Source organism: Bacteroidota bacterium, assembly GCA_037133915.1.
Taxonomy (GTDB): domain Bacteria; phylum Bacteroidota; class Bacteroidia; order Bacteroidales; family CAIWKO01; genus JBAXND01.
Genome location: JBAXND010000001.1, coordinates 1 through 24,067 on the forward strand (window position 1 = coordinate 1; position 24,067 = coordinate 24,067).

Here is a 24,067-nt window from a genome sequence, read left to right on the forward strand (position 1 = left end):
AAAAGGGGGTCAGCTTAACGCGGAACTAGGGGACCAGTTTGCGCGTATTCTCCACGTTGTATCTGTTGCATAGAATTCCTGGCAAATCTCCATTGCCTTTTTAAACATATTTATTGCCATAAGCCTGTCAGAACTGGCATAAAGTAACCCTAATTGTTTGTAGCAATATTTCATATTGCTTCTTGACGGACCATCATTTACACTTCTCAGTAATCTGACGGCTTCTTCAAAATTGTTTGTTGCCGAACTATCTTGATAGAGTTTTACTATGTCACCGATTGCAATTTTATTCCCTGCGATATAGAATATACATTGTTTGATTGAGGAACTGTCTGTTGAATTCTCCAGCGCCTTTCTAAAAAAGTCATTGGCCGTTTCAAACGAAGATACGGCTAATGCAAACTGAGCTTTCGGGATGTTGACGCCATTTTTGAATCGCTCATAAAGTGGGGCATGTTGAGTATTACCAATGTAAGTGTGACATAAAGCAATTTGAAAAAAATCATCCTTATTAATATTATTGAGAGCTTTCTGGAATAATGAGAGCGCTTCTTTATATTGTTGGAGGCTATAAGCATTCTGGCCTTTTGTGATCAGCAGTTGAGGATCATTCCCTTTTTGGCTCTTTTCAATAACATCGAATCGCAATTTATTATAGTATTGCGCACTGTCCATTTTATTCATTGATTGAAAATCAAAAGAAATAAATTGATAAAATTGGCTGATCATAGATAAAGAGTCTGGTGAATTTATTAAAAGAAGATTAAGACCTTTATTATGAAAGGATAACGCCTGAGAATAATTGCCCAACATGCCGTTAGTATTCGCTATTTTCATATAAAACTCAGCAGCGAATGCATAATCTTTCTTTGTTTCGATTATTTGGCTCACTCCTTTTTCAAGAAATATTTTAGCAGAGTCCGGCATATCAAGCTTTGTATATATCCTGGCCAGATTAGTATAATTAGCAGCAATTCTGAAACTATCTTTCTGCTGAATCCTTAAGTTAAGATAAACAAAAAAGAATTGTTTGGCATCGAGAAAATACCCCGTAGCAACACCTTTCATTTTAAGATACGTATTGAAATCTCCTAAGTTCTCGTTAATGAAAGCTAGACCCTTCAAATAGTTTTGCTGCTGCGAAATAAGCAGAGCTTTTTCCAGATATGTTTTAACTTCATTCGCACTATTAAAGCCGCCTTGCATTTCGTATAAGGTCATTACCAGAAGAACCATATTCGTGTCTTCTTTTGCAACAGCTAAAGAATCACGGAGTATTCTAATGTTGGCCTGATTGTCATTCTGTGCTTTTGAGTTTATAGAAATCCCAAATAGAACCATGCCAAGAAGGAGAATGCGTAAATACTTATTTGTTTTCATAAGGTTATAGGTTATTCGCACGTAATTAAATTAATATCATTCCGTAAATATATGTGTTTTGCATTTAATGTGAATATTTTTAGTCCTGTAAATTTTTAACATTACACTAACCTAATGCTGGCTTTTTTGCAGAACTTGATCACCTTATTCCAAAAGAGCAAAGGCCCGAAGGCCTTGCTCTCTGGTCCGTGGTCTGCCACCGGCCATTTTACACACACACAACAACAACAAAATTTCATTTCAAGTCGATCAGAACAATGCAAAAAATCCTTTTTTCCCTGACTTCAGGCTCGCGATCACTGTTTTAAGTGTTTTTCCGTCAGCATCTGTCAAGGTTATCGTAATTTCGAAGCCCTCTTTTATCTTGCTGAATGAGCCCTCTGCGGGAATGATTACGCAGTAACTTAGGACGGGAGAAACAGTTAAACTGAAGGTTTCATTTAATAATAGCTGTGATTTTCGTGGATTAGTGATTTCTACAATCAGATTGTAGCGTGAAAGATTTCCGCCTGAAGGCAAGGTATAAAATACCGTGAGGTAACTGTCGATCAGGATTGAATCGATCATTGGCAACGGAATGTTTACACCGGTCGAATCAGATACGGTCGTTTCATTTTCTGTCTCGGGAACATCGCTTGGAATAACCGGGTTTTCTATCGGCTTTTCAGTCCTCTGATCCTGCGGCAACGGCTTTTCTGCTCCGGTTTGGTTGGTTCCGGCATTGTTCTGCTTTCCACCAAGGTCAGCGACCTTATTGGATGGTTCGTGGTGACCACCCGAATTAGCTTGACAGGCATCTGAACATATAAGTTCCACTGAGCTGCCGTCAGCTTTGCTGAATAGTTGTGTTGTTATGGTTTTATGGCAGTGTTTGCAGGTAAACTGCTTATATGGTGCCTGAACCGACCAGCCTGCGTAGGCGCCGCCATTATTCACATAAGCGAATGCCCCGAATACGAGCGGAGTCTCGGCTTTTTGTGCCGATCCAATTACTGTGAACAGTGCAAGAAATAGCGCTGTCAGAAGCAGTAATTTCAAAAAATTTGCGTTTGATGTCATGACAGACTCCTTTCTTATTTAGAAGTTAATAATTGCGTTGTTATATTGATTTGTTGAGAACGCTTTTTCAGTGACTTTGAATATCGTCTCGTTACCTGAGGTGATGCAGATGCTGATTAGGTAGTTTGTTCTCTTTTTTAGCACGACGGCTTTCTTCAAAGCATATTCAAAAGGAACCCTATCGCCGGTTTTGAATTTTATATCCACAGATTCATGCATGATAAGAACGTTCCCTTTTTCTTTAGTGATGGTAATCTCTACTTTGTGATTGCAGGGTGTATTTTGAATACTATAAAACAAAATTATCTTTCCAGAAACAATGTTGATCTTCGCGAGTGAAAGGATAGCGGCACTTGGTTCAGGCTTCGTTTCTGATACCACTAGCTTGTTAGCTGATAACAATTCGCCTTCCAAAACGGGATCCGGGTGTGGCTTATCTATAATCTCCGGATTGTTGCCGGAAAGGCGGGTCACCGATTGCCTGATATAGTCTAGCAGTGTAATATCGCCTATAGTGTTCCCATTCACAACACTGCAAACACTTCCGGAAGATGAAATTATCCAGACCGTTGGAAATATTATGGTACCTTCCATTGCGTATACTTTCATCTCGGGAGTCACTTTAGTTGCATCCCACGTATGCTGGTTCAGGTTGGCATCCGCCGAAAGGTCTACATAATAGAAATCGCATTTTGCCGGATCGATGGTATTATCTGTCAGCAAGGCCTCTTTTAAAGCCACGCATGGCGGGCAGCCGGGATTACTAAATATCAGCACGGACACTTTTCCTGGAACAACAAAATCAGCCGGGACAATGATATTTCCAAATGTACCAACCTTAAAGAAGTTGTCCTTTGCGCCTTTATGGACCACCGGACGAGAGTACTTTTTAAATGAAGCAGGGTCGATGCCATTTTTCACGTAAAGCGTGGTCATCCTGTCAATGCTCTTCAAAGCAGTGTCCACAGCAAGTTTTTCATCAAGGGAAATGTTCAGGAGTAAATTACCTGAAGCGGACAGGAGATAAATGCACTGTAATGCTCCAAAGTCTGTCTGAAACCGTGTCAGCGCATCTTCACTCCATTTTGAAAGATCGACAAAAAAGTAGTCTGTGGTATTTTTATCAATAGCAGTAGATAGTGAGATATCAGCATTTCGAGCCTCTTCATTATGAGTATCACCAAATAAAAGCAAACAGAAGCGACCTTTCTTGGCAAAAGAAACCGGTTGCGGATATTTGGAAGTGGCGTCTGCCGATGATGCTTGTGGCAGATCTTTCAGGCCATCGCGCTGACTGGAATAAGGCGAATCCTTTATAACGTTCCCTTTGCAGGCAACACAGTTAAGAATAATCATCAGATATAACATCAAACGTTTCATTTTAAGTTCCTCCATTTTAGTGTACATAAATATCTGGATTGCAAACACAAGGATAAACCTCGCTCATGCTACGCCCATCATGATAACCGGTAGGTGACAGCGGACATTCGGCATTTGAGAACATCGTGTACAGGTTCCCTTTTATATCCTGAAATGACTGAGAGATATATGTTTTTCTGCAGAGTGTACAGCCATGCAGCATGATTTCACCCGAAGCTTCAAAGTAATAGCATTTGTACTCAGAATCAGTAAAGAGCACCTCAAAACCTCCATACACCAGATATCCACCGCTGAATCTCGGGCCTACTGGTTTCAGGCATTGGGTGAGAGGCCTGTATGGAGCCATAACAAATTTGTAAGAGCATCCTGTTACTGTATTTGCATTGCTATTACCAAATGGTATAATGCTTAAACCAAGAATGGTTATTACTAAAATCATTTTTAACTTTTTCATAAGGCTTTTGTTTTTGGATTAATAATGTATTTTGAAAAGGAGGACCGCGCCGGGCGCGATCCCAACTCCAACCAAATTTCAGCCACCTTCAAAAATAGAGACTCCGTCGCATGAACCGATAGGGAAGACCATGCCCTTCATTGACGGTGGAATAACACTTGTGAAAGCATAGAGTGTTAGAATCTTACTGCCATAACACGGATCTGTCTGTACTTTGATGGTGTAATAGGTGATGCCGTCGGCTTTTTCCTTTTGCGTATCGCTCACAGGAAGTCCGTAACATTTGAATTCCTGTGAGGAGATTATTCCGCAGAAAGTGCTATAGACATTGTACCAGTATCCATTCATTCCCAGCACCATGGCGCCGTATTGAGAAGGTGCCCCTTCATAGAATTGGGCTATGAAAAAATGTTCCTCCATGTCAATACAAACGACCGGCGTCGCAGGATTACGGTAAGAAACAAAGTAATCAGTAGCCCATTTGCTCTGAAGCGGATTTCCCGGATACCCTGTGACGCCTTCACCGATAGACCAAGATGCAGACTCAAAACTTTTTGGAAAGACTTTGCTCGCTGGCAAACCGTTCAGAACAGACATCGGATAGACGTAATCATACGATGCGCCGTTCACGACTGTTGGGGTTGGTCTTTCAATTGGCCATCCAATTTTGATGCCCGAATTGGTGAGCGGCAGGGCGAAGCCGCGCAGAACAGACAGGCAGATTGCCACGCCTATTGCTGCTTTTGTCATTGTTGTCTTCATTGTGGAAAGTTTTTAACTGTGTTATAAATTGATTCGCACCCGACAGGTCTTTCCTGCCGGGCGTTTGATTAAAGACAGGGTAGAAGTATGCCTGCCAGAACCATTATGGTCATGAATAATACCGCCATTATGGTCGGGAATTCTTCGGACTTCAGTAATGTTTTCATGATGTTATATTTTAAAGTTATTAGTTGTGTGTTTGACTTCTCAGTGCGTATTCGCTTATTATTATGTCGGTCTATTTTATTTCGTAATGCGTTTTTCAATTTTTTTTTACTGTATTGATAAATCACATTGCTAACGCCGATACAAATAGCGATTGCTATCTCTAAGCTCCGGGAACGATTATCCTTCTGAAAGCCCCTGTTTATGGGGCTTTTTTGTTAAAATATTATCATTAATACTACCACACCGCAATATTTTTACGCAGTTCCTGCACTACGACATTATGATGCCGACTGGTGTTGTAAGTGAGATTATTTTATTGCAATTTTCAATGCGGTGCACCTAATTTTCTACATTTGCAGGACTGCTCTACTCTGAAAGGCAGCCGAGAAACGATTATCATGAATTTTGCCGCCATAGATTTCGAAACCGCCACCGGACAGCGCCACAGTGCGTGTGCTGTTGGAATTGTGTCGGTTCGGAACGGAAAAATCGTGGATGAATATTACTCACTTATCAAGCCTCCCGACAATTATTATTCCTGGCGAAATACCGAAGTGCACGGCATCACCGCCCGGCATACACTGAATGCACCCGATTTCCCGGAGCTTTTTCCTTACATTGCACGACGTCTGCAGGGAGTAACGGTCGTTGCACACAACGAATCGTTTGACCGCAGTGTGCTGATGCGAACCATGGAACATTACGGTATGGATTACGATAAACTATTGTTGACCGAACGCTGGGATTGCACTCTTAAAATCTACAGGGCTAAAGGCTTCGAACCGGCTAAGTTGAACGCCTGTTGCGCAAGGCTTGGCATAGAACTCAACCACCACGACGCACTTTCTGATGCGCGTGCCTGCGCAAAGTTATATCTGAGGAAAGACTACGTGTGATTCTTTGCCAGTTTGAAATTGCCGGACAATTCAATTATTTCATCTTCAGAACCAGCGCTTCTAAGGCTTTTCCGATGGCACCGTCAACTTCTTCCGTAATAGTCATTGATTTAATTGAGCGAGCTCGACTGCTGTATACCGAAGAAAAATCAGCGTTGGCATCAAATACCTGTATCCATGCAATGACGGTGGTGACCTCTTTCTTTTTGATGATGGTTTTATTCCGCGAAAGCTCGCAGTATACCAGCAATCGAGCACCGGTTGCTTTGCAGATGTCGGGATAGTTGGAGGCATTTACCGGACCCGATCCAAAACGATAGGTATTCACCGCACCCAACATCAATTCTTTATTGATGACATTGAATTTCCAAATGTCTGCAAGTTTCAAAATAATGGTATTATTCGCCTGCTCTGCAAGGGTTGCGTCGGCCGATAATTCAGCATCGGTAACTACAACAGGAAGCACTGCTACGCTGTACTTTTTTGAAGCATCAAGGGTATTGCTTGCATTGCTCTCGGCCCAGTATCCTTTTTTTTGCCCAAAGACACAAACGAATGATAACAAAACGACGATTACGCTCAGTTGTATTTTTCTCATTTCAAATAAATTTACAAATTAAAAAATCCAATAATTTCGTGTACAGCTTAATCCTTATCGCCCACTCCTCACTGTTCACTGTTAACGGTTCCCGCAAAAGGCGGGCAGGCATTGCTCACTGTTTTCCGCTTCCGGCCTTTGCTTCGCCCGCTTCAATAGCTTCAGGCACCTTCACGTTTGTAGGTGCAAAGGATATTTGCCGCTGATAAAGCAACTTCACATCCAATCTTTTTTCTTTAAGCGCAGGAATTTCATCGGCCGACATGAGTACTTTTTCTGCCATGGCATCGGGTAGTTTTTTGTATTTGCAATTCAGGCTGGTATATCCCGGCATGTTCACAATTTCAATGGATCCGCCAAAATCGGAATCAGCTTTCAGTTTATTTTTCAATTCAATAAAATCACGATAAGTTCCTGTTTCGAAAAATCGCAGCTGATAAGGCGCACCGTTGTTAGACCAGTTCCCGATACTTGTAAAAAAGAACATCAGCAAACGGTCGAAGCCATTGGTAACGGCTGTGCGCACACTGTATTTACAGGCATCATTATAATCGGGAATTGCCGAGAAATCGCCTTCCATTACCACGGTACCCAAACCTTCGGATACGCAGTTATCATATGCTTTCGCTTCTATTGTAACCTTAGTTGAACCATTACCGGCCTTGCGTATACTGAGGTCGGAGATGTACATGATGAATTGGGCATCGGAGTACAAGCCGAGTTTCTGAACGAAAGAAGCCGTGGATGTGTCGGCTCCCAAAACTTTGACTGCGGCATCTTTGAGGTTTTCAAAGCGGTCGGTTTCGATATACCGGTATTTTTTGCTGATGAGGTATTCGTTCATACGGTCAACGGCAAATTTGAGAAACACTTGCTTGTCTTCCGAAAACTTACGTGCATCATAAATTACCAGAAAACGGATTCCGCCAACGAGTGATTCCAATGCAAGCGCATTCTGCTTTATGGCATCCTGACTCACTTCTGCGTCGATCTCAATCTCATAGGTTTTACTGAGTGGGGTTTCCTTGGTTATAGTGTATTTCGTTACAACACCTTCTGTATGCGTATTGATAGCATCTTTGAGCGTAACAAAATTTTCGACCTGAGTGAAACTTGCGAGTACTACGCCCGAAGCTTGTGAAACCGCGGCTCTGAGTGCATCCTGCAATGCCTCGTCACGCGTTAACCCAACGCCTTTTACGTGCACGTTGGAAATATTCTGCGTAAACGCTTGCGGAAAAATGAACAGTATTGTAATAAATATTAGTATTTTTTTCATTTTGTACAGTATTCTAAAAATGCAATGATTGTGCTGCCTATCTTAAGAATTTTGCCAATGATGTTTGCCCATTTGTCTATTTTATCATTCTGTCCGGCCTTGATCTTAATCTGACCGGTGGCGGCATCCTGCACGCCGTTAATAACATTGGTAACATCTGATCCTGCGCCCAAAATGTCGGCTACCTCTTTGGTAACTTCAATATACTGCGGAATTTTACCTGTGGACGGGTCATAGTATTTGCTGTAGTCGAAAACAACATTTCCCTGGTCGTCAACAACCACAGGAAGCAATGATGGGTCGACTGTTGTGCCTGATTTGGCAGTCTTTTTATCTGTTACCGGAGTTGTAGCAGGAGAAGTTTTTGTATCAAATGTTTTTCCGTTGGCGTCATAGATAACATCCGTAAGACCTTGCTTACCGTTCTGTCTTGAAAGTGGAATGCGCATCACCACTTCTACCATATTTCCCTTTACTTTATAGTCGCCGACCATTTCAGCATTTTTGATAAAGGCGTCGATGCGGGTATATACATAATCGCTGGTAGTAATATAATTTTCAACGGTGGTTTCGCCCACTACACGCACGCCTTGAATAATGGCACCCAAATTACGCCAGCAATCGGCAACGGCGCCGCGGTATGCCATAAGCTCTGCCTGTCCTTCTAACGGATAGCGCGTTTTGTCCATTACTGAATATCCTTTAGATTCAATATATTGTTCTTTCCAGTTGATGCTGTTCGTGTCGTTTCCGGTAACCACCGGTTTTCCTTCTTTAACTACCTGCTGCACATCAACATCTTTTCCTTTTCCGGTAGCAGCCTGGGGTTTTACAACGCTGTCTGTGGGCGTTTTAACGCCTTTACCTGCTGTTTTGTCCTTTGAATTATCCTGTGCCGTTACCGAAACAGTAACGAGAAAGGCAAAACTTGCCAGGGCAATGTTCCTGAAAATTCGATTCATGGTTGGTGTATTTTGGGTTAATAAAAAATACAATTAATTTGAAAGTTATTATAACAGACAGGCCGCAATAATGCAAGTATTATAATATATGTGACATCTCAAAAATAGAAAAAAAACGGTTCTGGGTTTAAAATATTAAAAATAATTAACAAAATGATGAGAGTCATGTCATTGAATTAAATGCGCAGTATTGGCGCTTTTTGTATTGCATCAGGGAAATTTCTCTGCATGAGTTGAATTGAAATGAAAGTGAAATTAACATATTATTGAATTCTAAATTACGTATATTTACTTTGAAATTAGTGCTCTAATTTGGAGAAAATCCTTAATTCTTGAGTATTTGTATAACTCAGTTAAAATCCCTATGAAAAGACGCCTGAAATACATATTTATTTTTTCACTCTTCACTTTTCACTTTTCACTCTTCACTGTTTCCGCTCAAAGCGCAAAAACCGTCAACAAAGGGGTTGAAAAATTCGCAGGTGAGGTAGCCAAAACGATAAAAAAATCGAAGTTAAAACAAGACAGTAAAATTGCAATTACATTTTTCTATTTTAATTCCGGCTTTACTGATACCATTAAGACCTATCTGGGCGTGGAGCTTTCGAAAATTTTTGCACATGATTTAAAATCTGAAATCAGCGAGAACAGACTTCCGTATAATATTCTATTTCCTCAGGGTGCGGATAACGCTTTAAACGGTTTGATGCTCGCGTATTTTACACCCCCGAACAAACTTGCCGACGAAAATCGCTTCTACGAAGATTTATTAAACAATGAACAACCCGATTACTTCATAACTGCCCGCTATACCTTGTCGGCCAACTGCGAAGAACTGAAAATAATGAATGCCGAAATGGTTCCTAATCGCTATTCAGAGGTTGCGGGTGGTACAAGCCTGCCGTTTGAAAATTTCACTTTCAATATTTCAAATATTACAGAACGCTCTGAGTTGGCTAATCTTAACTATGAGATTGTATTGAAGCCTTCCTGGGTTGATTATTCGAATCGGCTTACTGCATATCCGGAGGCTGAATACGTCATGGCATATCAGTCTGAAAAATCATCATCCGGTACAGACAATTCGCAATTAACCGCACGATTGAAAGATGCTGCTGTAAATCTGATAAATGAACAAATTGCCAGATTGATTAACCAATTCAATGCATCAGGAACGAATAGTCGTACGAATGTTTTTAACGGACTTGATGTTTCATTGATTCATACGGCAGTATATTTTGATGAAAAGAACAGAATCACTCACTTGTTTTGTTATGCAGATAAGAATGACATTGGAAATTATTATTCGAAGCTTTCAGAAATAAAAAAACAATCTGTTCAGAGTAAAATTTCATCGGCGAAGCTTGCGCTGACTAATTCCGATAAGCAAGGTGCTTTAAATTTTTATTTGGAATGTATACCATTGCTTGCTCAGGCTGAAGATGCTGAAATAATAGTTGCTGCGCTGAAACCGACAGCAATGAATGATGAGATTCCGGCATTCCGTAAAACGGTGCAAGACGGCATTGCCTCTTTGCAGCAATCGGGCGTTTCGTCTGTTGAAGACCTGGCGACATTTATTGCCGCCTGTATTAAAGCGCAGGCAGGAAAACTTGAATCAAAAGTAAATATTGTGAACTTTACATTTAGTGATAAAGGCATCACGAGTTCGTTTTCAGCAAAGCTCACTTCATCACTTGAACTCAAACTTCCTTTGGTAGCGGGCTATACCGTGAGTACTGCATTTATTCTGGATGAAAAAAATTACAGTGTGGGAGGGACTTACTGGGAGGCCGGAAATAATTTGAAAGTGAATTGTATTTTGAAGGATTCATACGGAAATATTATAGGTGCTGCCGAAGCTTTGTTGCCTCAAAGCGTTCTGACTGCTGATAAATTGAACTGGAAACCCGACAATTTTGATAATGCCGTTATCAGCCAGGACCAGATGCAGCAAGGCATTCAGGATAATGGTAATCTTGTGGTGAACATGTGGACAAACAAAGGGAATAAAAATCTGGTTTTTAAAAATGGCGAGCGTATGCAGATTACCGTAAAAGCAAACAAAAGTTGCTATGTACGGATTGTGGATTATACTTCTACAGGTGATAATTTTTTGCTGCTTGACAATATGAAAATCACCGATGAAATGATTAATCAAAATTATACGCTTCCTAAAACCTTTGAGTGCGGTGAGCCTTTCGGGGCTGAGGTTTTACAAATATTTGCACAATCGGAGCCATTCGGACCCCTGCAAACAAAGATTGTAAGCGGTTTCAATCTGATTACCGATGACATTGCCGCGATTAATAAAACAGGTCGGCGGGCGTTCAAAGAAGTACCTGAACATGCCGAACTGAAAATTAACCTGACGAGTGTGGAAAAATAAAGTCAATTAAAATGAGTAATTACTTACACTTAAACTCATGAATAAATTGAAGAACCGGCTTTCTGCGTTCTGTTTAACAGTGTTCGTTTTTTGCTGTGCTCAGAATTTGTATGCACAGCCTGTCAATCCGATACTAACACTTAACATGGACGTGCATACTGCCAGAATCAGGAAGATAAGCACTGATGAAGCCGCGAAAGTTATGCTTACCGTAAGTACGGATAAAACAGCGAAGCTTTGGGATATTCAAACGGGGACCTTAATCCGGACGTATCATATACCCATAGGTTCAGGAATTGAGGGTATGCTCTATGCCGGAGCGCTTTCTCCCGATGGAAAAATTGTTGCACTCGGCGGCAATACTCATGACTTTATTGATAAATCTCACGTAATTTATTTGTATGATGCCGAAAGCGGGACAATGCTTTCCCGTATTAAAAATCTGCCCGGTTCTATTTGTGAATTGCGTTTTTCGCCCGACGGAAAATATTTGTTTTCCGGTCTGGGAGGAGGTTATGGAGTCAGAATATTTGAAACAGCCACATGGACAACGGTGAAAACAATTGGATATAATTATGGCTCAACATACAAAATTGCAATTGACAAAGCGGGAAATTTCGCTGTTGCAACCTGGGATGGGTCTGTAAGAATCTATGATGCTAATTTTGATTTGCAGTTTGGCGCCAATAAAATAGCCGGTTACAAACCTTTTTCCTTGGCATATTCCCCCGATGGAAACTTACTGGCCATTGGCTTTGATGACTCACCAAAAATTCAAGTGTATAATCCGCATACGGGCGAATTGCTTTACGAACCCGATATTTCTGGTGCGTCAGAAGATACGAATTGCCTGAGAGTTGTGTCATTTTCTCATGATGGTCAATACCTCATCTCGGGCTTTTCTTACCGAAAAAATGTAGATGGTCAGGAATTGAAACACATCCGGATATGGCCGAATAAGGGTAAAGGAAAAGGCCTGTATAAGGATTATCCGACGGGCAAGCAACATCTGATGGATATTGAACCGCTGCCCGATAATTCTTTTATATTTAGTACCATGCAATCCGAATTTGGCCGGATGACTCTTGACGGCAATAAAATATTTGTAAAATCTCTCATATTCAATAATTACAACGTTAAGGATAAATCATGCCTGAAAATAAATGCGAATGGTTCTGTTATAGGAATTACACCTGAGGGCAAATTGCCCATTACATATTCTGTAAACGACCGCCTGCTTAGTGTCAAGCCTTTTTCAGAAGGGTCTTCTTTTACGGATAATTATAAGGGCGTTTCAATCAATAACTGGAGGGGATCTACAGAAACATTTATTAATAAAGGAAGCAATAGATTTTTAGGTTCAGATGAGGAATGTTATGCGACTGATATTTCAAAAGATGCAAAAAAAATTGTATTTGCCGCATCGTGGGATATTTATTGTACTGATACGGCTGGTCATAAATTGTGGACTGAAGACATTCCGGCATCTGCTCATCTGATTAATATCTCTGATGATGATAAAACCGTTGTTGCCGCAATGGCTGACGGAACAATTTGTTGGTACAGCATGGAAAAACGGGTGTTTAACCGGGTCGCGAGTGTTGTTGATACCGGTCTTGCCCGAAAATGCGGACTGATGGCAGGAGATATTATTCTAAGTGTGAATGGCGTGACATTTACAAGTGATAATGAATTCACAAATTTCATAAAACCAAAAAAATCATATCAGTTTAAAGTACTGCGAAAAAATAGTGAATTGTTAATCACGATTGATAAAACAACAGACATGTTCGGCTTTGCAAATATTTTCAAAGTCATGGATAGGTTGCTATTCAAGCTTTTCATTTATCCCGAGAACATGGGCTGGATATTGTGGTCGCCTGATGGTTTTTTCGATTGTTCAGAAGGTGCAGAAAACTTAATAGGCTGGCATGTTAATCAGGGGCAGGATAAAGAACCACAATATTATCAGGCAGGGCAGTTCTTTGAGAAATTCTATGTGCCTGGATTGGGTGCTCGAATTCTTGCAGGAGAGGATGTTACTAATTCCGGTGTGAGTTTCGGTAATGTTAAGCGACCTCCTCGTGTTCATATTGTCTCAGATGGCAAATCTTCGCAAAGCAACAAAATAGAATCACAGCAGCAACAGTTTGCCATAACTGTTGAAGTTACCGATCAGGGTGGCGGAATAGACGAAGTGCGGCTGTTTCAGAATGGAAAACTCATTGAAGGCAGCACACGCGGATTCAAAGAAGTGAGCAATATTGCCGGAAAGAAAACGTATAATTACACGATTAATCTGCTTCCGGGTAATAATGAAATTAAAGCAACCGCCTTTAACTCAGAGAGAACAGAATCCACTCCCGATATTTTAAATGTGGTATACAATGGCGTGAAAGCCGAAGCAAATTTATACGTACTAGCCGTGGGAATTAATACGTACAAAAATTCAAAATACAGTTTAAAGTATGCCGTTCCTGATGCTGATGCATTTGTTGCATCCATTACGGAAAATGCCGATAAAATATTTTCGTCGGTGCAAACAAAAATGATAAAGAATAACGATGCGACCAAAGCAGACATTCTGAATGCCTTTAAAGACCTGCAAAGCAAGATTCTTCCGCAAGACGTGTTTGTGTTTTATTATGCCGGTCATGGTGTAATGACCGAAGGCAACGGCACTGCCAAAGATGATTATTTCCTCGTTCTTACAGATATGGTTCAGATGTATGCCGACCCTGAGCAACTGAGCCCGCAGTGCATATCTTCGAAAGAATTAAATGAATTATTAGTGAGCATTAAAGCGCAAAAACAATTAGTGATATTGGATGCCTGTCAGAGCGGTGGTGCCACAGAAATGTTTGCATCACGCGGTGCGGCCGAAGAAAAAGCCATGGCGCAATTGGCCCGCAGCGCAGGAATAGTGGTCCTTGCAGCAGCAGGTATGGATCAGTATGCCACAGAATTTGCATCTTTAGGTCATGGTGTGTTCACGTATTCTATTGTAGAAGGACTGAAAGGCAGTGCCGACGGCACTAACGGCGACAAAAAAATTACAGTTTTTGAACTGAAAGCATTCCTCGAAGATTATGTTCCGGAACTTACAAAGAAATATAAAGGCGAAGCACAATATCCCACCGGATACAGCAAAGGACAGGACTTCCCGATTAAAGTAACAGGGAATTAGTAACAGGGAATAACAATTTAGCAATTACGCAATATGACAATTCAACCACTTTTTAAATTTCTACAAATTTCTTTTCTGTCACTTTTCACTCTTCACTTTTCGCTCTTCACAGCCTATAGCCAGAAACCGGAACTGATACTTCCCATCGGTCATACCGATATTATCAGAAGTATGGCATATAGTCCCAACGGAAGATATATTGCGACCGGTTCAAACGATGCTTTCATAAAAATATGGGATGCCGCGAGCTGTAAGCTATTGAAGAATCTTAACGTTAATGGCAATGTAAATTCTATTTGTTTCAGTCCCGATGGAAGATATTTACTGGCGGTAATTTCTGATAGCAGCGTCATGCTCTGGGACTTTATTTCCGGAACAGTATTACATCGGTTGCGGGGACACCATGACGAAATTGAAACGGCCGTTTTTAGCCCTGACAATGGTAAATACATTCTTACTGCAAGTCGCGACAGCACTGCAATATTGTGGGATGTAACGACCGGTAGAAAGTTGTATACTCTAGAAAATATGCTGCCGTTCTATCTGATTAATTACTTCAGCCCCGACGGAAAACACATCATTACTGCGGGTATAGATAATTCACTAAAAGTCTGGGAAACGTCTACCGGAAAGCTTGTCAGAAGTATCGGGAGTTTCTCCCAATCGATAGAAAGTGCCTCATACAGTCCTGATGGCAAAACCATCGTAACTACAGCCAATGAAAGCCCTGCTATTTTATGGAATCCGGAAACAGGAGATACAAGTATAATGCTTGGTGAAGAATGGTATGGAGCCGCATTTGCCAATTTTAGCCCTGATGGAACAAAGATAATCACCGTAAATTCCAGCTACAAAACACTGATGTTTGATGTGGCTACCGGTCAAATGGAACATGTGATTGAAGATACTACGGGTTATATTGAAACCATCATTTTTAGCCCGAAATGCCCCGATGACCGGGCCGGCGGCCGGTACATGCTTTTCTTGAATTCTAATGATATTGCAACACTTTATGAGACATCAAGTTGTAAAATCGTGCAGCGTTTCCAAGGTGTGGGAGAACGAACGAGGCACATAGCATTCAGCCCCGACGGTAAGGATATTTTGATATCCGCTGATAACAGCTTTGATATCTGGGATGCCGCAACAGGAAATCATTTGGGAAAGCCGACCGCAAGCGGAAGTATGCTGATATCGGCTACGTACAGCCCCGATGGAAAATATATTGCAACCGTTTCTTTTGATAAAAAACTAACACTCACCGACGCCGAATCGGGAAGATTGCTTTATTGTCGCTACAACATTATGCCCATGCTGCGCGTTGCAACGTTCAGTCCTGACAGCAAATACCTCGCTGCAGCCTGCGCAGACAGCACAGCTATAATATGGGAAACCGCTTCCGGAAAATTGTATCACGTCCTGAAAGCACACACCGATGCCGTTTTCAGCGTTCAGTTCAGTCCTAAATGCGCAGATGACCCTGCTGGAGGAAAATATGTTCTTACAGCTTCGGCCGACAAATCCGCCATTAAATGGCAAACATCGGGTGGTGAAGAACTACTTCGATTTTCTGACAATAATGACGCATTGCTTTCAGCAAAATTTAGCTACGACGGGAAATTTATTGTCACTTCAGGCAGAGACAGCCTTGCAACAATATGGGATGCCGCTACAGGTAAAATAATAAATAAGCTGAAAGGGCATCATTCCAGTATTTACACTTCGGCTTTTAGCTATGACGGAAAACTCATCGTCACCGCAGGACTTGACCACACGGCCATGATATGGGACGCAGCAACGGGCAAAAAACTCTTTACACTTCAGGGGCATACCGCCGAAGTACATTCCGCCGTTTTCAGCCCACCTTGCCCTGATGATCCCAATGGCGGGAAATATATTGTCACAACCGGTTTCGACAACAGTATAATTATATGGGAAACCGCTACCGGAAAAAAACTTCATCAATTAAACGGTCATACCGAATGGATTTTATCTACCGTTTTTAGTTCGGACTGTAAACATATACTGACCGCAAGCGGAGATAAAACAGTTAAACTGTGGGAGGTTTCTACAGGAAACCTTGTTAAAACGTTTTCCGGACATGAAGGGCCTGTACTCTCTGCAGTATTCAACCCAAAGGGAGACCTGATATTAAGCGCTTCGGGCGACAGTAAATTGAAATTCTGGGATATTTCGACAGGCACTGAAGTTGTAACACTGCTTATGCTGGATTCGGCAAACTGGATTGCTTTGAGTCCCGACGGAAGGTTCGACGGCAGTAAAAGTGGCATGGAAGAGCTTTATCTTACATTGGAGTTGGAAGTAATTCCGATGGATGCTTTTTTTGAGAAATATTATACACCCAATTTGCTGTCGCGCTTGCTGAGCGGCGAAAAATTTGAAAAGCCGGAAGTCGATTTTTCAAACATTAAACTTCCGCCGGTGGTTAAAATAATATCACCCCTGGATAACGCCTCTTTTAGTTCAGCAGAAATTACAATTACCGTTGAAGTTACCGACAGAGGCGGTGGCATTGATGAAGTGCGCTGTTACCAGAATGGTAAACTTATTGAAGGCAGCGCACGCGGATTTAAACCGGTGGCCCTTGCCGGTGATAAGAGAATTCTGACTTATACACTTTCCTTACTGCCCGGTCAGAATGAAATAAAAGCAACAGCATTCAATACTGAAAGAACGGAAGCTATACCTGATAAAATCAATATTTACAGCGACGAAGGCAAACTTGGATCTTCCCTCTATGTTATCACCATCGGAATAAATCAATATAAAAATTCAAAATACAATCTTAATTATGCAGTTACTGATGCAGATGCTTTTGCTGAAGCTATTTCTGCCAATTCAGATAAAATTTTCACTTCCACCGTAATAAAAAATATTCGGGATAACGACGCTACAAAAGAAAACATTCTTAATGCCATGAATCAATTGGCTGCTCAAGCGAATCAGGAAGATGTATTAATCTTTTATTTTGCCGGGCATGGTGTAATGAGCGAAGAATCAGTAGAAGCAAAAAGCGATTTTTTTCTTGTGCCGTATAATGTAACCCAGATTTATGGTGACAATCAAATGCTGAAATTAAATGCAATTTCTTCAAATGAACTAATGGATCTTCTGGTAAATATCAAAGCACAAAAACAGCTCGTACTCCTTGATGCCTGCCAGAGTGGAGGTGCTATCGATCAGGTAGCTATGCGCGGTGCTGCTGAAGAAAAAGCGATGGCACAACTGGCACGCAGTGCCGGCGTTGTAGTACTTGCTGCCAGCGGCACACAGCAGTATGCTGCTGAATTTAAAGACCTCGGTCATGGCGTTTTCACCTATTCAATTATTGATGGGCTGTCGGGAAATGCCGACGGCGGGAAACGGGATGGCATGATTACCGTTACCGAACTTAAGGCCTGGATAGAAGATCAGGTTCCTGAGCTGACCATGCAATACCGGGGAGAAGTTCAATATCCTACCGGTTATATCAAAGGTCAGGATTTCCCGATAAAAGTGATTGTGAAATAGGAAATCAAGGCGCTAAACGAGGACGGCAAAGACTATTCTTTTATTAATATCCGCTGACCGATATGCAGCACAGCGTCTTCTTTGATGCCGTTTAACTTACACAAATTTTTCACTGTAGTTTTATTCCGCAGTGCAATGGCATAAAGTGTATCGCCCTTCTTAATCGTATAATATTTTTTATCACCATCAGGTTTTTTGTTGTCGGGCTTTTTATTGTCGGGCTTCTTGTCGGCATTTAGCTCAGGTTTTTTTTCAATGGCAGCCGTATCTTTATCCTGAATGATGATTTTTTTAAGACTGTCTGCCATTCCTGTGTCAGCAGGGCTTTTTTGTTGAAGACGGAATTTGTACAGCCAGTTATACAACGTATCCTTCATAAATTCATGCGCCAAATCACCGTGTCCGAGTGTCGGGTAAAGCGTTAGAAAACAATTGGCCTTCGGATTACATGCAATGATTGCATTGTACATTTTTACCGATTCACTGTAGTTTACAGCCCTGTCCCTTTTTCCGTGCTGTATCCAAAGATTTGTTCGTGTAATGTTGCACGCATCCTTTGTCCGGCCACCGCCACATAACGCAACAGCTGCAGCAACTTTATCAGGATATGCTCCGACAACATCGAAGGTTCCGTAACCGCCAAGACTCATACCTATCACATACACTCTGCTTGTATCAATGGTGTATTTGCGCTTTAAATAATCCAGCACGGTAATTACTTTTTCCGGTTCCCAACTCTGACTCTTTTTTACCTGAGGTGCTGCCACAACAGCATTGATGGTTCTGCCTCTTTCAATGGCATCAAGCGGTCCATATCGCTTTACCATGTTTAAATCCGTTCCCGATAAACTGCGTCCGTGAAGAAAAATAATCAGTGGAGGATGGCATTTCATGATACTGTCAGAAGGCAAATACAGCATGAACGGATAGGCCGCTTCCGATTGTACTTTAAGAAATTCAGTTTTCTGACCTTCCGCAAACTGAACAAAAAATATCAGGGCAAAGAATTGTATTATGGTAAGTATATGTTTCATGTACCGTATTTTCGATAATACAAATATAGCATTTTGGCGCGCTTCAACCAAAGCCAGCGTATTCATTGCGGCAACGCGGCCTCCTGATTGCCTAGATGAACAGCAATATTATAAGTTGTGGAAGAAGTATTCTGAGAAACATCACCAGCGGATAAACGGTTGCGTAAGCAACAGCGGGAGCTTCCGATTGTGCAATGCTATTGGCATACGCAAGTGCCGGAGGGTCGGTCATGCTGCCTGAAATCAGTCCGCACACTTCAAGATAATTCAACTTCATGACATTGCGTGCAAAGAATCCCACGATTAAAATAGGCACAAGCGTAATAATGGCGCCATATCCCATCCAGATAAACCCGTCGCCCGAGATGAGTGTAGGAATGAATTTTTCGCCGGCGCTGATGCCAACACTCGCCAGAAACAGCACAATGCCGAGTTCGCGAAGCATGAGCCCTGCGCTTGGTGTAGTGTATGATATCAGCGAAAACCGATGTCCGTATTTGCTTAACAGGATGGCAATAATCAGCGGACCGCCTGCAAGTCCGAGGCGTATAGGATTTGGAATACCCGGTATCAGGAATGGGATGCTGCCTAAGATTACACCAAGTAAAATCCCGAGAAATATTGGAATGATATTGGGCTCATCGAGTCGTTTTATTGAATTGCCAAGCTGTTGTGCAACGTTGTCAATGGCGGTTTTATCGCCCACTACGGTGAGCTTATCTCCCATCTGAAGTTTAAGATGGGGTGATGCAATAAACTCAATTCCGGATCGGTAGATGCGTGTAATATTAATGTTATAACGTGTTCGCAGTTTCAGCGCGCCGAGATCTTTTCCTATTGCAGAACGGTTTGTAACAAGAACCTGTCTGGATTCCAACCGACCGGTTTTACCCGACAGGTCCATATCACTGACACTTCCGAGCTTTTTTGCAATATCCTTCAGCAACCCCTTTTGAGCTACTACCAGTATGATGTCATTCTCTTTAAGCACCGTATCGGAAGCGGGTGTAAAGACTTCGTTATCGTGCAGAACCCTTGATATCACCATGTCGGAGTGCAGTTCTGACGAGATTTCAAAAACGGTTCTGTTAAAAAATTCAGCATTCTCAATTTTAATTGACATACGCCCCGGCATTGAATTGGTGGGATGCAGGTGCTGATTGTACTGCGCCAGCTCGCTTTGAACGGCGATATGATTGACTTTGCGGATGATGAACATGGTGGAAATAATGCCCAGAACCCCGAACGGATAGGCAACGGCATATCCCAGTCCGATATCCGGAACCGCGGTATCGGCGAGTCCGGAAGACGCTTGTTTAAGTGCTTCCTGGGCGGCTCCAAGCCCGGGCGTATTGGTCACGGCTCCCGACATCACACCTACCAGCATAGGCAGCGACATTCCGGTAATGTAGTGTATTGCAAGTGTGGTCAACCCTCCAAGGAGCACTATTGTGAGTGCCAGCAGATTAAGCGAGATGCCGCCTTTTTTAAATGATGCAAAAAAACCGGGTCCGACCTGCAGCCCGATTGAAAAAACGAAGAGTATCAGTCCGAAATCCTTGATGAACGATAATACCTTATGGTCAACCGTAAAACCAAAATGACCCAGCGCGATGCCCGCGAATAATACAAACGTGATACCCAGTGAAATCCCGAATACTTTTACTTTTCCTAACGCAACACCGATAGCAATCACCATGCAGTATATCAAAATGGTATGTGCTACGGTATCACCCCAAAATAAATCTTTAATCCAGTTCATGATGAATAATAATTTGAACTGCAAAGCTACTTGAAAACTAGTGGCGATGCCGGGAAACCGTATTAGAATCTGACCATTTATGAATCATTTAACGATTGGCGGTTCCATTCACTTCTTCAGAAATTATTCATCCCTCTTCATTCATAAATCAAAACCTGACATTGAACAGAAATCGGAAGATGATTTTCCTAAATATGTGTTGTCTGTGTATTTACCGGGACGAACGTTGCGATTGGTTTGATGTTCTGTTTTTCATAATGACGCAGTATTTCTGAACATTGCACTTTTTCTTACAGTTACTACATTAAATTTGCAATAAAACCAAAAAAAGTCTATATTTGTATCTGTCTCAAAAACCTGAACCCTTATCTGTCGTAGCACACTTTTAAAAACTAAATCGGTTACTAAACTTTCAGCGAGAACTTCTGTCATCAGCACATCACGGGATATAATTCATTTTTGAGCATGGGTGTTTTTTAGTATTCGAATTTATTTTACTGCCGCTTGAAAACAAAAGCTACACTACTTTTAGCTGTGTTTGGTGTTTTATTTTCTGTCCTGAGAGTCAGTGGGCAAGGCTTTTCTACCAAAGGAACAGACTTCTGGCTTGGATTCATGGAAAATTATATGGGCGATGATACTACCGGTTCCGACCGTATGAAAGTATACATCACTACCGATAATCAACCGGCTTCCGGCACCATCTCAGTGCCTCTGGGCGGGTGGTCGCAAAACTTCAATATCCCTGCAAATTCAACCTTTGAAGTAACTATTCCTACGGCGCTTGTCATGGTAACAACTACAGAAACCATTGAAAACAAAGCCGTACATGTAACCTCAGATAATCCGGTTTCTGTTTATCAGTTAAACTATGTGCAATACACATCGGATGCGAATATTGCGATACCCACCATTTCGCTTGGGAAACGATACCGTGTTACAACCTATTCGCCTTCGGCGGCCAGTCCTGCCTGGACAGAAGTTTCATTATCTGAGCTGCTGGTTGTCGGTGTTTACGATAATACCGTTATAAAGATTACGCCCAAATGCGGAACTGAAGGCGGTCATGCTCCCAATGTTCCGTTTACGGTAACGCTCAACAGGGGCGAGGCGTATCAGGTGCGCTCAACCTATACCAATACTTACAACCTTACCGGAACACTTATAGAAATAGATACTACAGTCACTGATAACTGCAAAACATTTGCAGTATTTGCAGGCAATAAATGCGCTTTTATTACCGGAGATTCCTGTTGCTGCAATCATATTTGCGAAGAAATGATGCCCACAAATACCTGGGGCAGGCAGTATATTACTGTTCCTTTGAAGAACAGAGCCAGTGATGTTTTCAGAATTGTTGCTTTGAAAAACGGAACCATCTTTACCATTAATGGTGGTATTCCGCAAGGGCTGAATGCCGGAGGATATTATGAAGCCGATTTGTCAACAGCAAGTTTTATTGATTCTAATTATCCCGTGTCGGTTGCTCAGTTCAGTAAAAGTGCACAAACCGATGGCAACACCGATTCCGATCCGTTTATGATAATGATTAATCCGCTTGAACAAACCATCAACCGAATTGTATTTAACTCTTTCGTTACGGCTATCATCACTTCGTATTATGTAAATATTGTTACAAAAACGGCCAATGCGGGTTTGGTCACCCTCGACGGTACAAATGTTGGCGCATCTTTTACACCCGTTGCATCAAATCCTGCTTATTCAACCGCGCAGCTTACCATTTCGCAGGGCAATCATATTTTGAATTCCGATAGTGGATTAATTGCAAATGTCTACGGCTATGGATGGTACGAGACTTATGGCTATATTGCCGGTGCTACGGTTAAAAATCTTGACATCAGTTATTCGGTCGTTACAGCGAATGATACGCTGGAATATTACAACTTTGATGACACCATATGCCGTGGCACGCCGCTCACATTCATCGCCACAGCAAATGCTTCCATAACCGATCACTACTGGAATTTTGGTGACGGGTCGCCGGTGGTTCACGGTCTGGTAGCACCCCATACTTATGCGAATGCGGGGAATTTTACGCTCACGTATTATTATCAACGAAATAATATTTGTGGTCTTGACTCAATAGTGTGGGAGATAAATGTTAAATGTTGCAACCCGCCACTTCAGACAAATGCATCAACTCCGGTCTGTATTGGGAATCCATCAACGTTGAATGAAATCAGCGCACTCAATCCGAATGCCACCTATACATGGAATTTTGGAAACGGAACACCTGCAACAGGCAACGGACAAGGTCCGCATCAGGTTGTCTGGAATGTATCAGGTCCGGATACCGCCTGGGTTTATGTTTCGGAACCCGGGTGTGCACTGGATTCGGCCTTCGCTGCTGTTGTTGTGATGCCTTCGCCTACATCAACATTTCAGGTGGCAGGACCCGTTTGTTATGGCGTGCCCACACCGGTTACATACACAGGCAATGCCTCACCAATGGGGGTATATAATTGGAATTTCAGCGGTGGTACGGTAGTTTCGGGCGCCGGACAGGGACCTTATTCTGTGTACTGGAACAACGGAGGAGCGTTCAATCTCACGCTTGAGGTCACCGAAAATGGTTGTCCTTCGGCGACGACAACGGTCGGTATCAATATTTATGCATCGCCTTCACCGGATATTTCAGCGAACCCACAAACAGCTTTACTTGAGGAACCACTTATTTCCTTTATTGACAACTCCACAAACACTTCTATTTGGTCATGGAATTTTGGAGATCCGGTTTCCGGTCCTTTGAATTATTCTATGGTGCAATCGCCCAATCACGAGTATTCGGCAACGGGCGCTTATACGGTTTGGCTGGTAGCCACAAGCCCCGATGGCTGTATTGATTCGGTATCGCTGGTTGTTAATATCATTGAGATTTTTGCATATTTCATACCTAATTCAATCACACCCGACGGCAATACCATCAATGATGTTTTTGCGCCGGCAGGCAAAGATCTTGATTACACGCTTTTTATTTATAACCGCTGGGGCGAACTTATCTCTGAAACCGTGAACAGCGGATGGAACGGAACTTACAAAGGTGAAGTAGTAAAATCTGATACCTACGTATGGCGGTTGATATACTCTTTCAAAGGTTCAAAAAAGCAGTCGGCAATAGGTCATGTGAATGTGCTTTAAGATTTGGTGCAATATAAAATACTGAAGCAGCTTATTTAATTATTAATCGGGACATAATTCAAATCTA

At 42.0% G+C, this 24,067-nt stretch carries 15 protein-coding genes; 5 read left to right on the forward strand and 10 right to left on the reverse strand.

Annotated elements, in window-relative coordinates:
- Positions 1-9 precede the first annotated feature (9 nt).
- From WCM76_00005 to WCM76_00025, 5 genes are all read right to left on the reverse strand, one after another.
- Entirely contained in the window at positions 10-1,380 is a 1,371-nt protein-coding gene (locus WCM76_00005; GenBank protein ID MEI6763985.1) for a tetratricopeptide repeat protein, read from the reverse strand.
- Between the two features lie 249 nt (positions 1,381-1,629).
- A complete protein-coding gene (locus WCM76_00010; protein MEI6763986.1) occupies positions 1,630-2,418 on the reverse strand; it encodes a hypothetical protein in 789 nt (262 codons plus the stop codon).
- Between the two features lie 39 nt (positions 2,419-2,457).
- Positions 2,458-3,819, reverse strand: a complete 1,362-nt coding sequence (locus tag WCM76_00015) for a hypothetical protein (GenBank protein ID MEI6763987.1) — start codon at positions 3,817-3,819, stop codon at positions 2,458-2,460.
- Between the two features lie 16 nt (positions 3,820-3,835).
- Positions 3,836-4,273, reverse strand: coding sequence for a hypothetical protein (locus WCM76_00020; protein ID MEI6763988.1), 438 nt, complete (start codon positions 4,271-4,273; stop codon positions 3,836-3,838).
- Positions 4,274-4,351: 78 nt separating this feature from the next.
- Positions 4,352-5,035, reverse strand: a complete 684-nt coding sequence (locus WCM76_00025) for a hypothetical protein (protein MEI6763989.1) — start codon at positions 5,033-5,035, stop codon at positions 4,352-4,354.
- A gap of 560 nt (positions 5,036-5,595) precedes the next feature.
- Here WCM76_00025 and WCM76_00030 point away from each other — a divergent pair.
- Positions 5,596-6,099, forward strand: a complete 504-nt coding sequence (locus WCM76_00030) for a 3'-5' exonuclease (GenBank protein ID MEI6763990.1) — start codon at positions 5,596-5,598, stop codon at positions 6,097-6,099.
- Between the two features lie 34 nt (positions 6,100-6,133).
- Here WCM76_00030 and WCM76_00035 read toward each other — a convergent pair whose 3' ends face one another.
- The 3 genes from WCM76_00035 to WCM76_00045 all read right to left on the reverse strand — a co-directional run bounded on the left by WCM76_00035 (position 6,134) and on the right by WCM76_00045 (position 8,938).
- Entirely contained in the window at positions 6,134-6,697 is a 564-nt protein-coding gene (locus WCM76_00035; protein ID MEI6763991.1) for a hypothetical protein, read from the reverse strand.
- Positions 6,698-6,812: 115 nt separating this feature from the next.
- On the reverse strand, positions 6,813-7,976 hold the full coding sequence (locus tag WCM76_00040; protein ID MEI6763992.1) for a hypothetical protein: 1,164 nt from the start codon (positions 7,974-7,976) through the stop codon (positions 6,813-6,815).
- A complete protein-coding gene (locus WCM76_00045) occupies positions 7,973-8,938 on the reverse strand; it encodes a hypothetical protein (GenBank protein ID MEI6763993.1) in 966 nt (321 codons plus the stop codon). The genes WCM76_00040 and WCM76_00045 overlap by 4 nt, the downstream gene beginning before the upstream one ends.
- A 364-nt stretch (positions 8,939-9,302) precedes the next feature.
- Between WCM76_00045 and WCM76_00050 the strand changes: the two genes are divergently transcribed.
- The 3 genes from WCM76_00050 to WCM76_00060 all read left to right on the forward strand — a co-directional run bounded on the left by WCM76_00050 (position 9,303) and on the right by WCM76_00060 (position 18,045).
- Positions 9,303-11,327 carry a DUF4384 domain-containing protein gene (locus WCM76_00050; GenBank protein MEI6763994.1) on the forward strand — a complete coding sequence of 675 codons (2,025 nt, stop codon included), beginning with the start codon at positions 9,303-9,305 and terminating at the stop codon, positions 11,325-11,327.
- Positions 11,328-11,472: 145 nt separating this feature from the next.
- Positions 11,473-14,514, forward strand: a complete 3,042-nt coding sequence (locus WCM76_00055) for a caspase family protein (GenBank protein MEI6763995.1) — start codon at positions 11,473-11,475, stop codon at positions 14,512-14,514.
- Positions 14,515-14,547: 33 nt separating this feature from the next.
- The gene (locus WCM76_00060) at positions 14,548-18,045 is read left to right on the forward strand and encodes a caspase family protein (GenBank protein MEI6763996.1); all 3,498 of its coding nucleotides are present in this window, start codon (positions 14,548-14,550) and stop codon (positions 18,043-18,045) included.
- A 32-nt stretch (positions 18,046-18,077) separates the two neighbouring features.
- Here the strand turns inward: WCM76_00060 and WCM76_00065 are convergent, their stop codons facing one another.
- Together WCM76_00065 and WCM76_00070 are read right to left on the reverse strand one after the other, a co-directional pair.
- Positions 18,078-19,079, reverse strand: a complete 1,002-nt coding sequence (locus tag WCM76_00065) for a LysM peptidoglycan-binding domain-containing protein (GenBank protein ID MEI6763997.1) — start codon at positions 19,077-19,079, stop codon at positions 18,078-18,080.
- Positions 19,080-19,170: 91 nt separating this feature from the next.
- On the reverse strand, positions 19,171-20,841 hold the full coding sequence (locus WCM76_00070) for a putative transporter (GenBank protein ID MEI6763998.1): 1,671 nt from the start codon (positions 20,839-20,841) through the stop codon (positions 19,171-19,173).
- A 504-nt stretch (positions 20,842-21,345) separates the two neighbouring features.
- On the opposite strand from WCM76_00070, the gene WCM76_00075 reads away from it, so the two are divergent.
- Positions 21,346-24,000, forward strand: coding sequence for a PKD domain-containing protein (locus WCM76_00075; GenBank protein MEI6763999.1), 2,655 nt, complete (start codon positions 21,346-21,348; stop codon positions 23,998-24,000).
- Positions 24,001-24,067 lie beyond the last annotated feature (67 nt).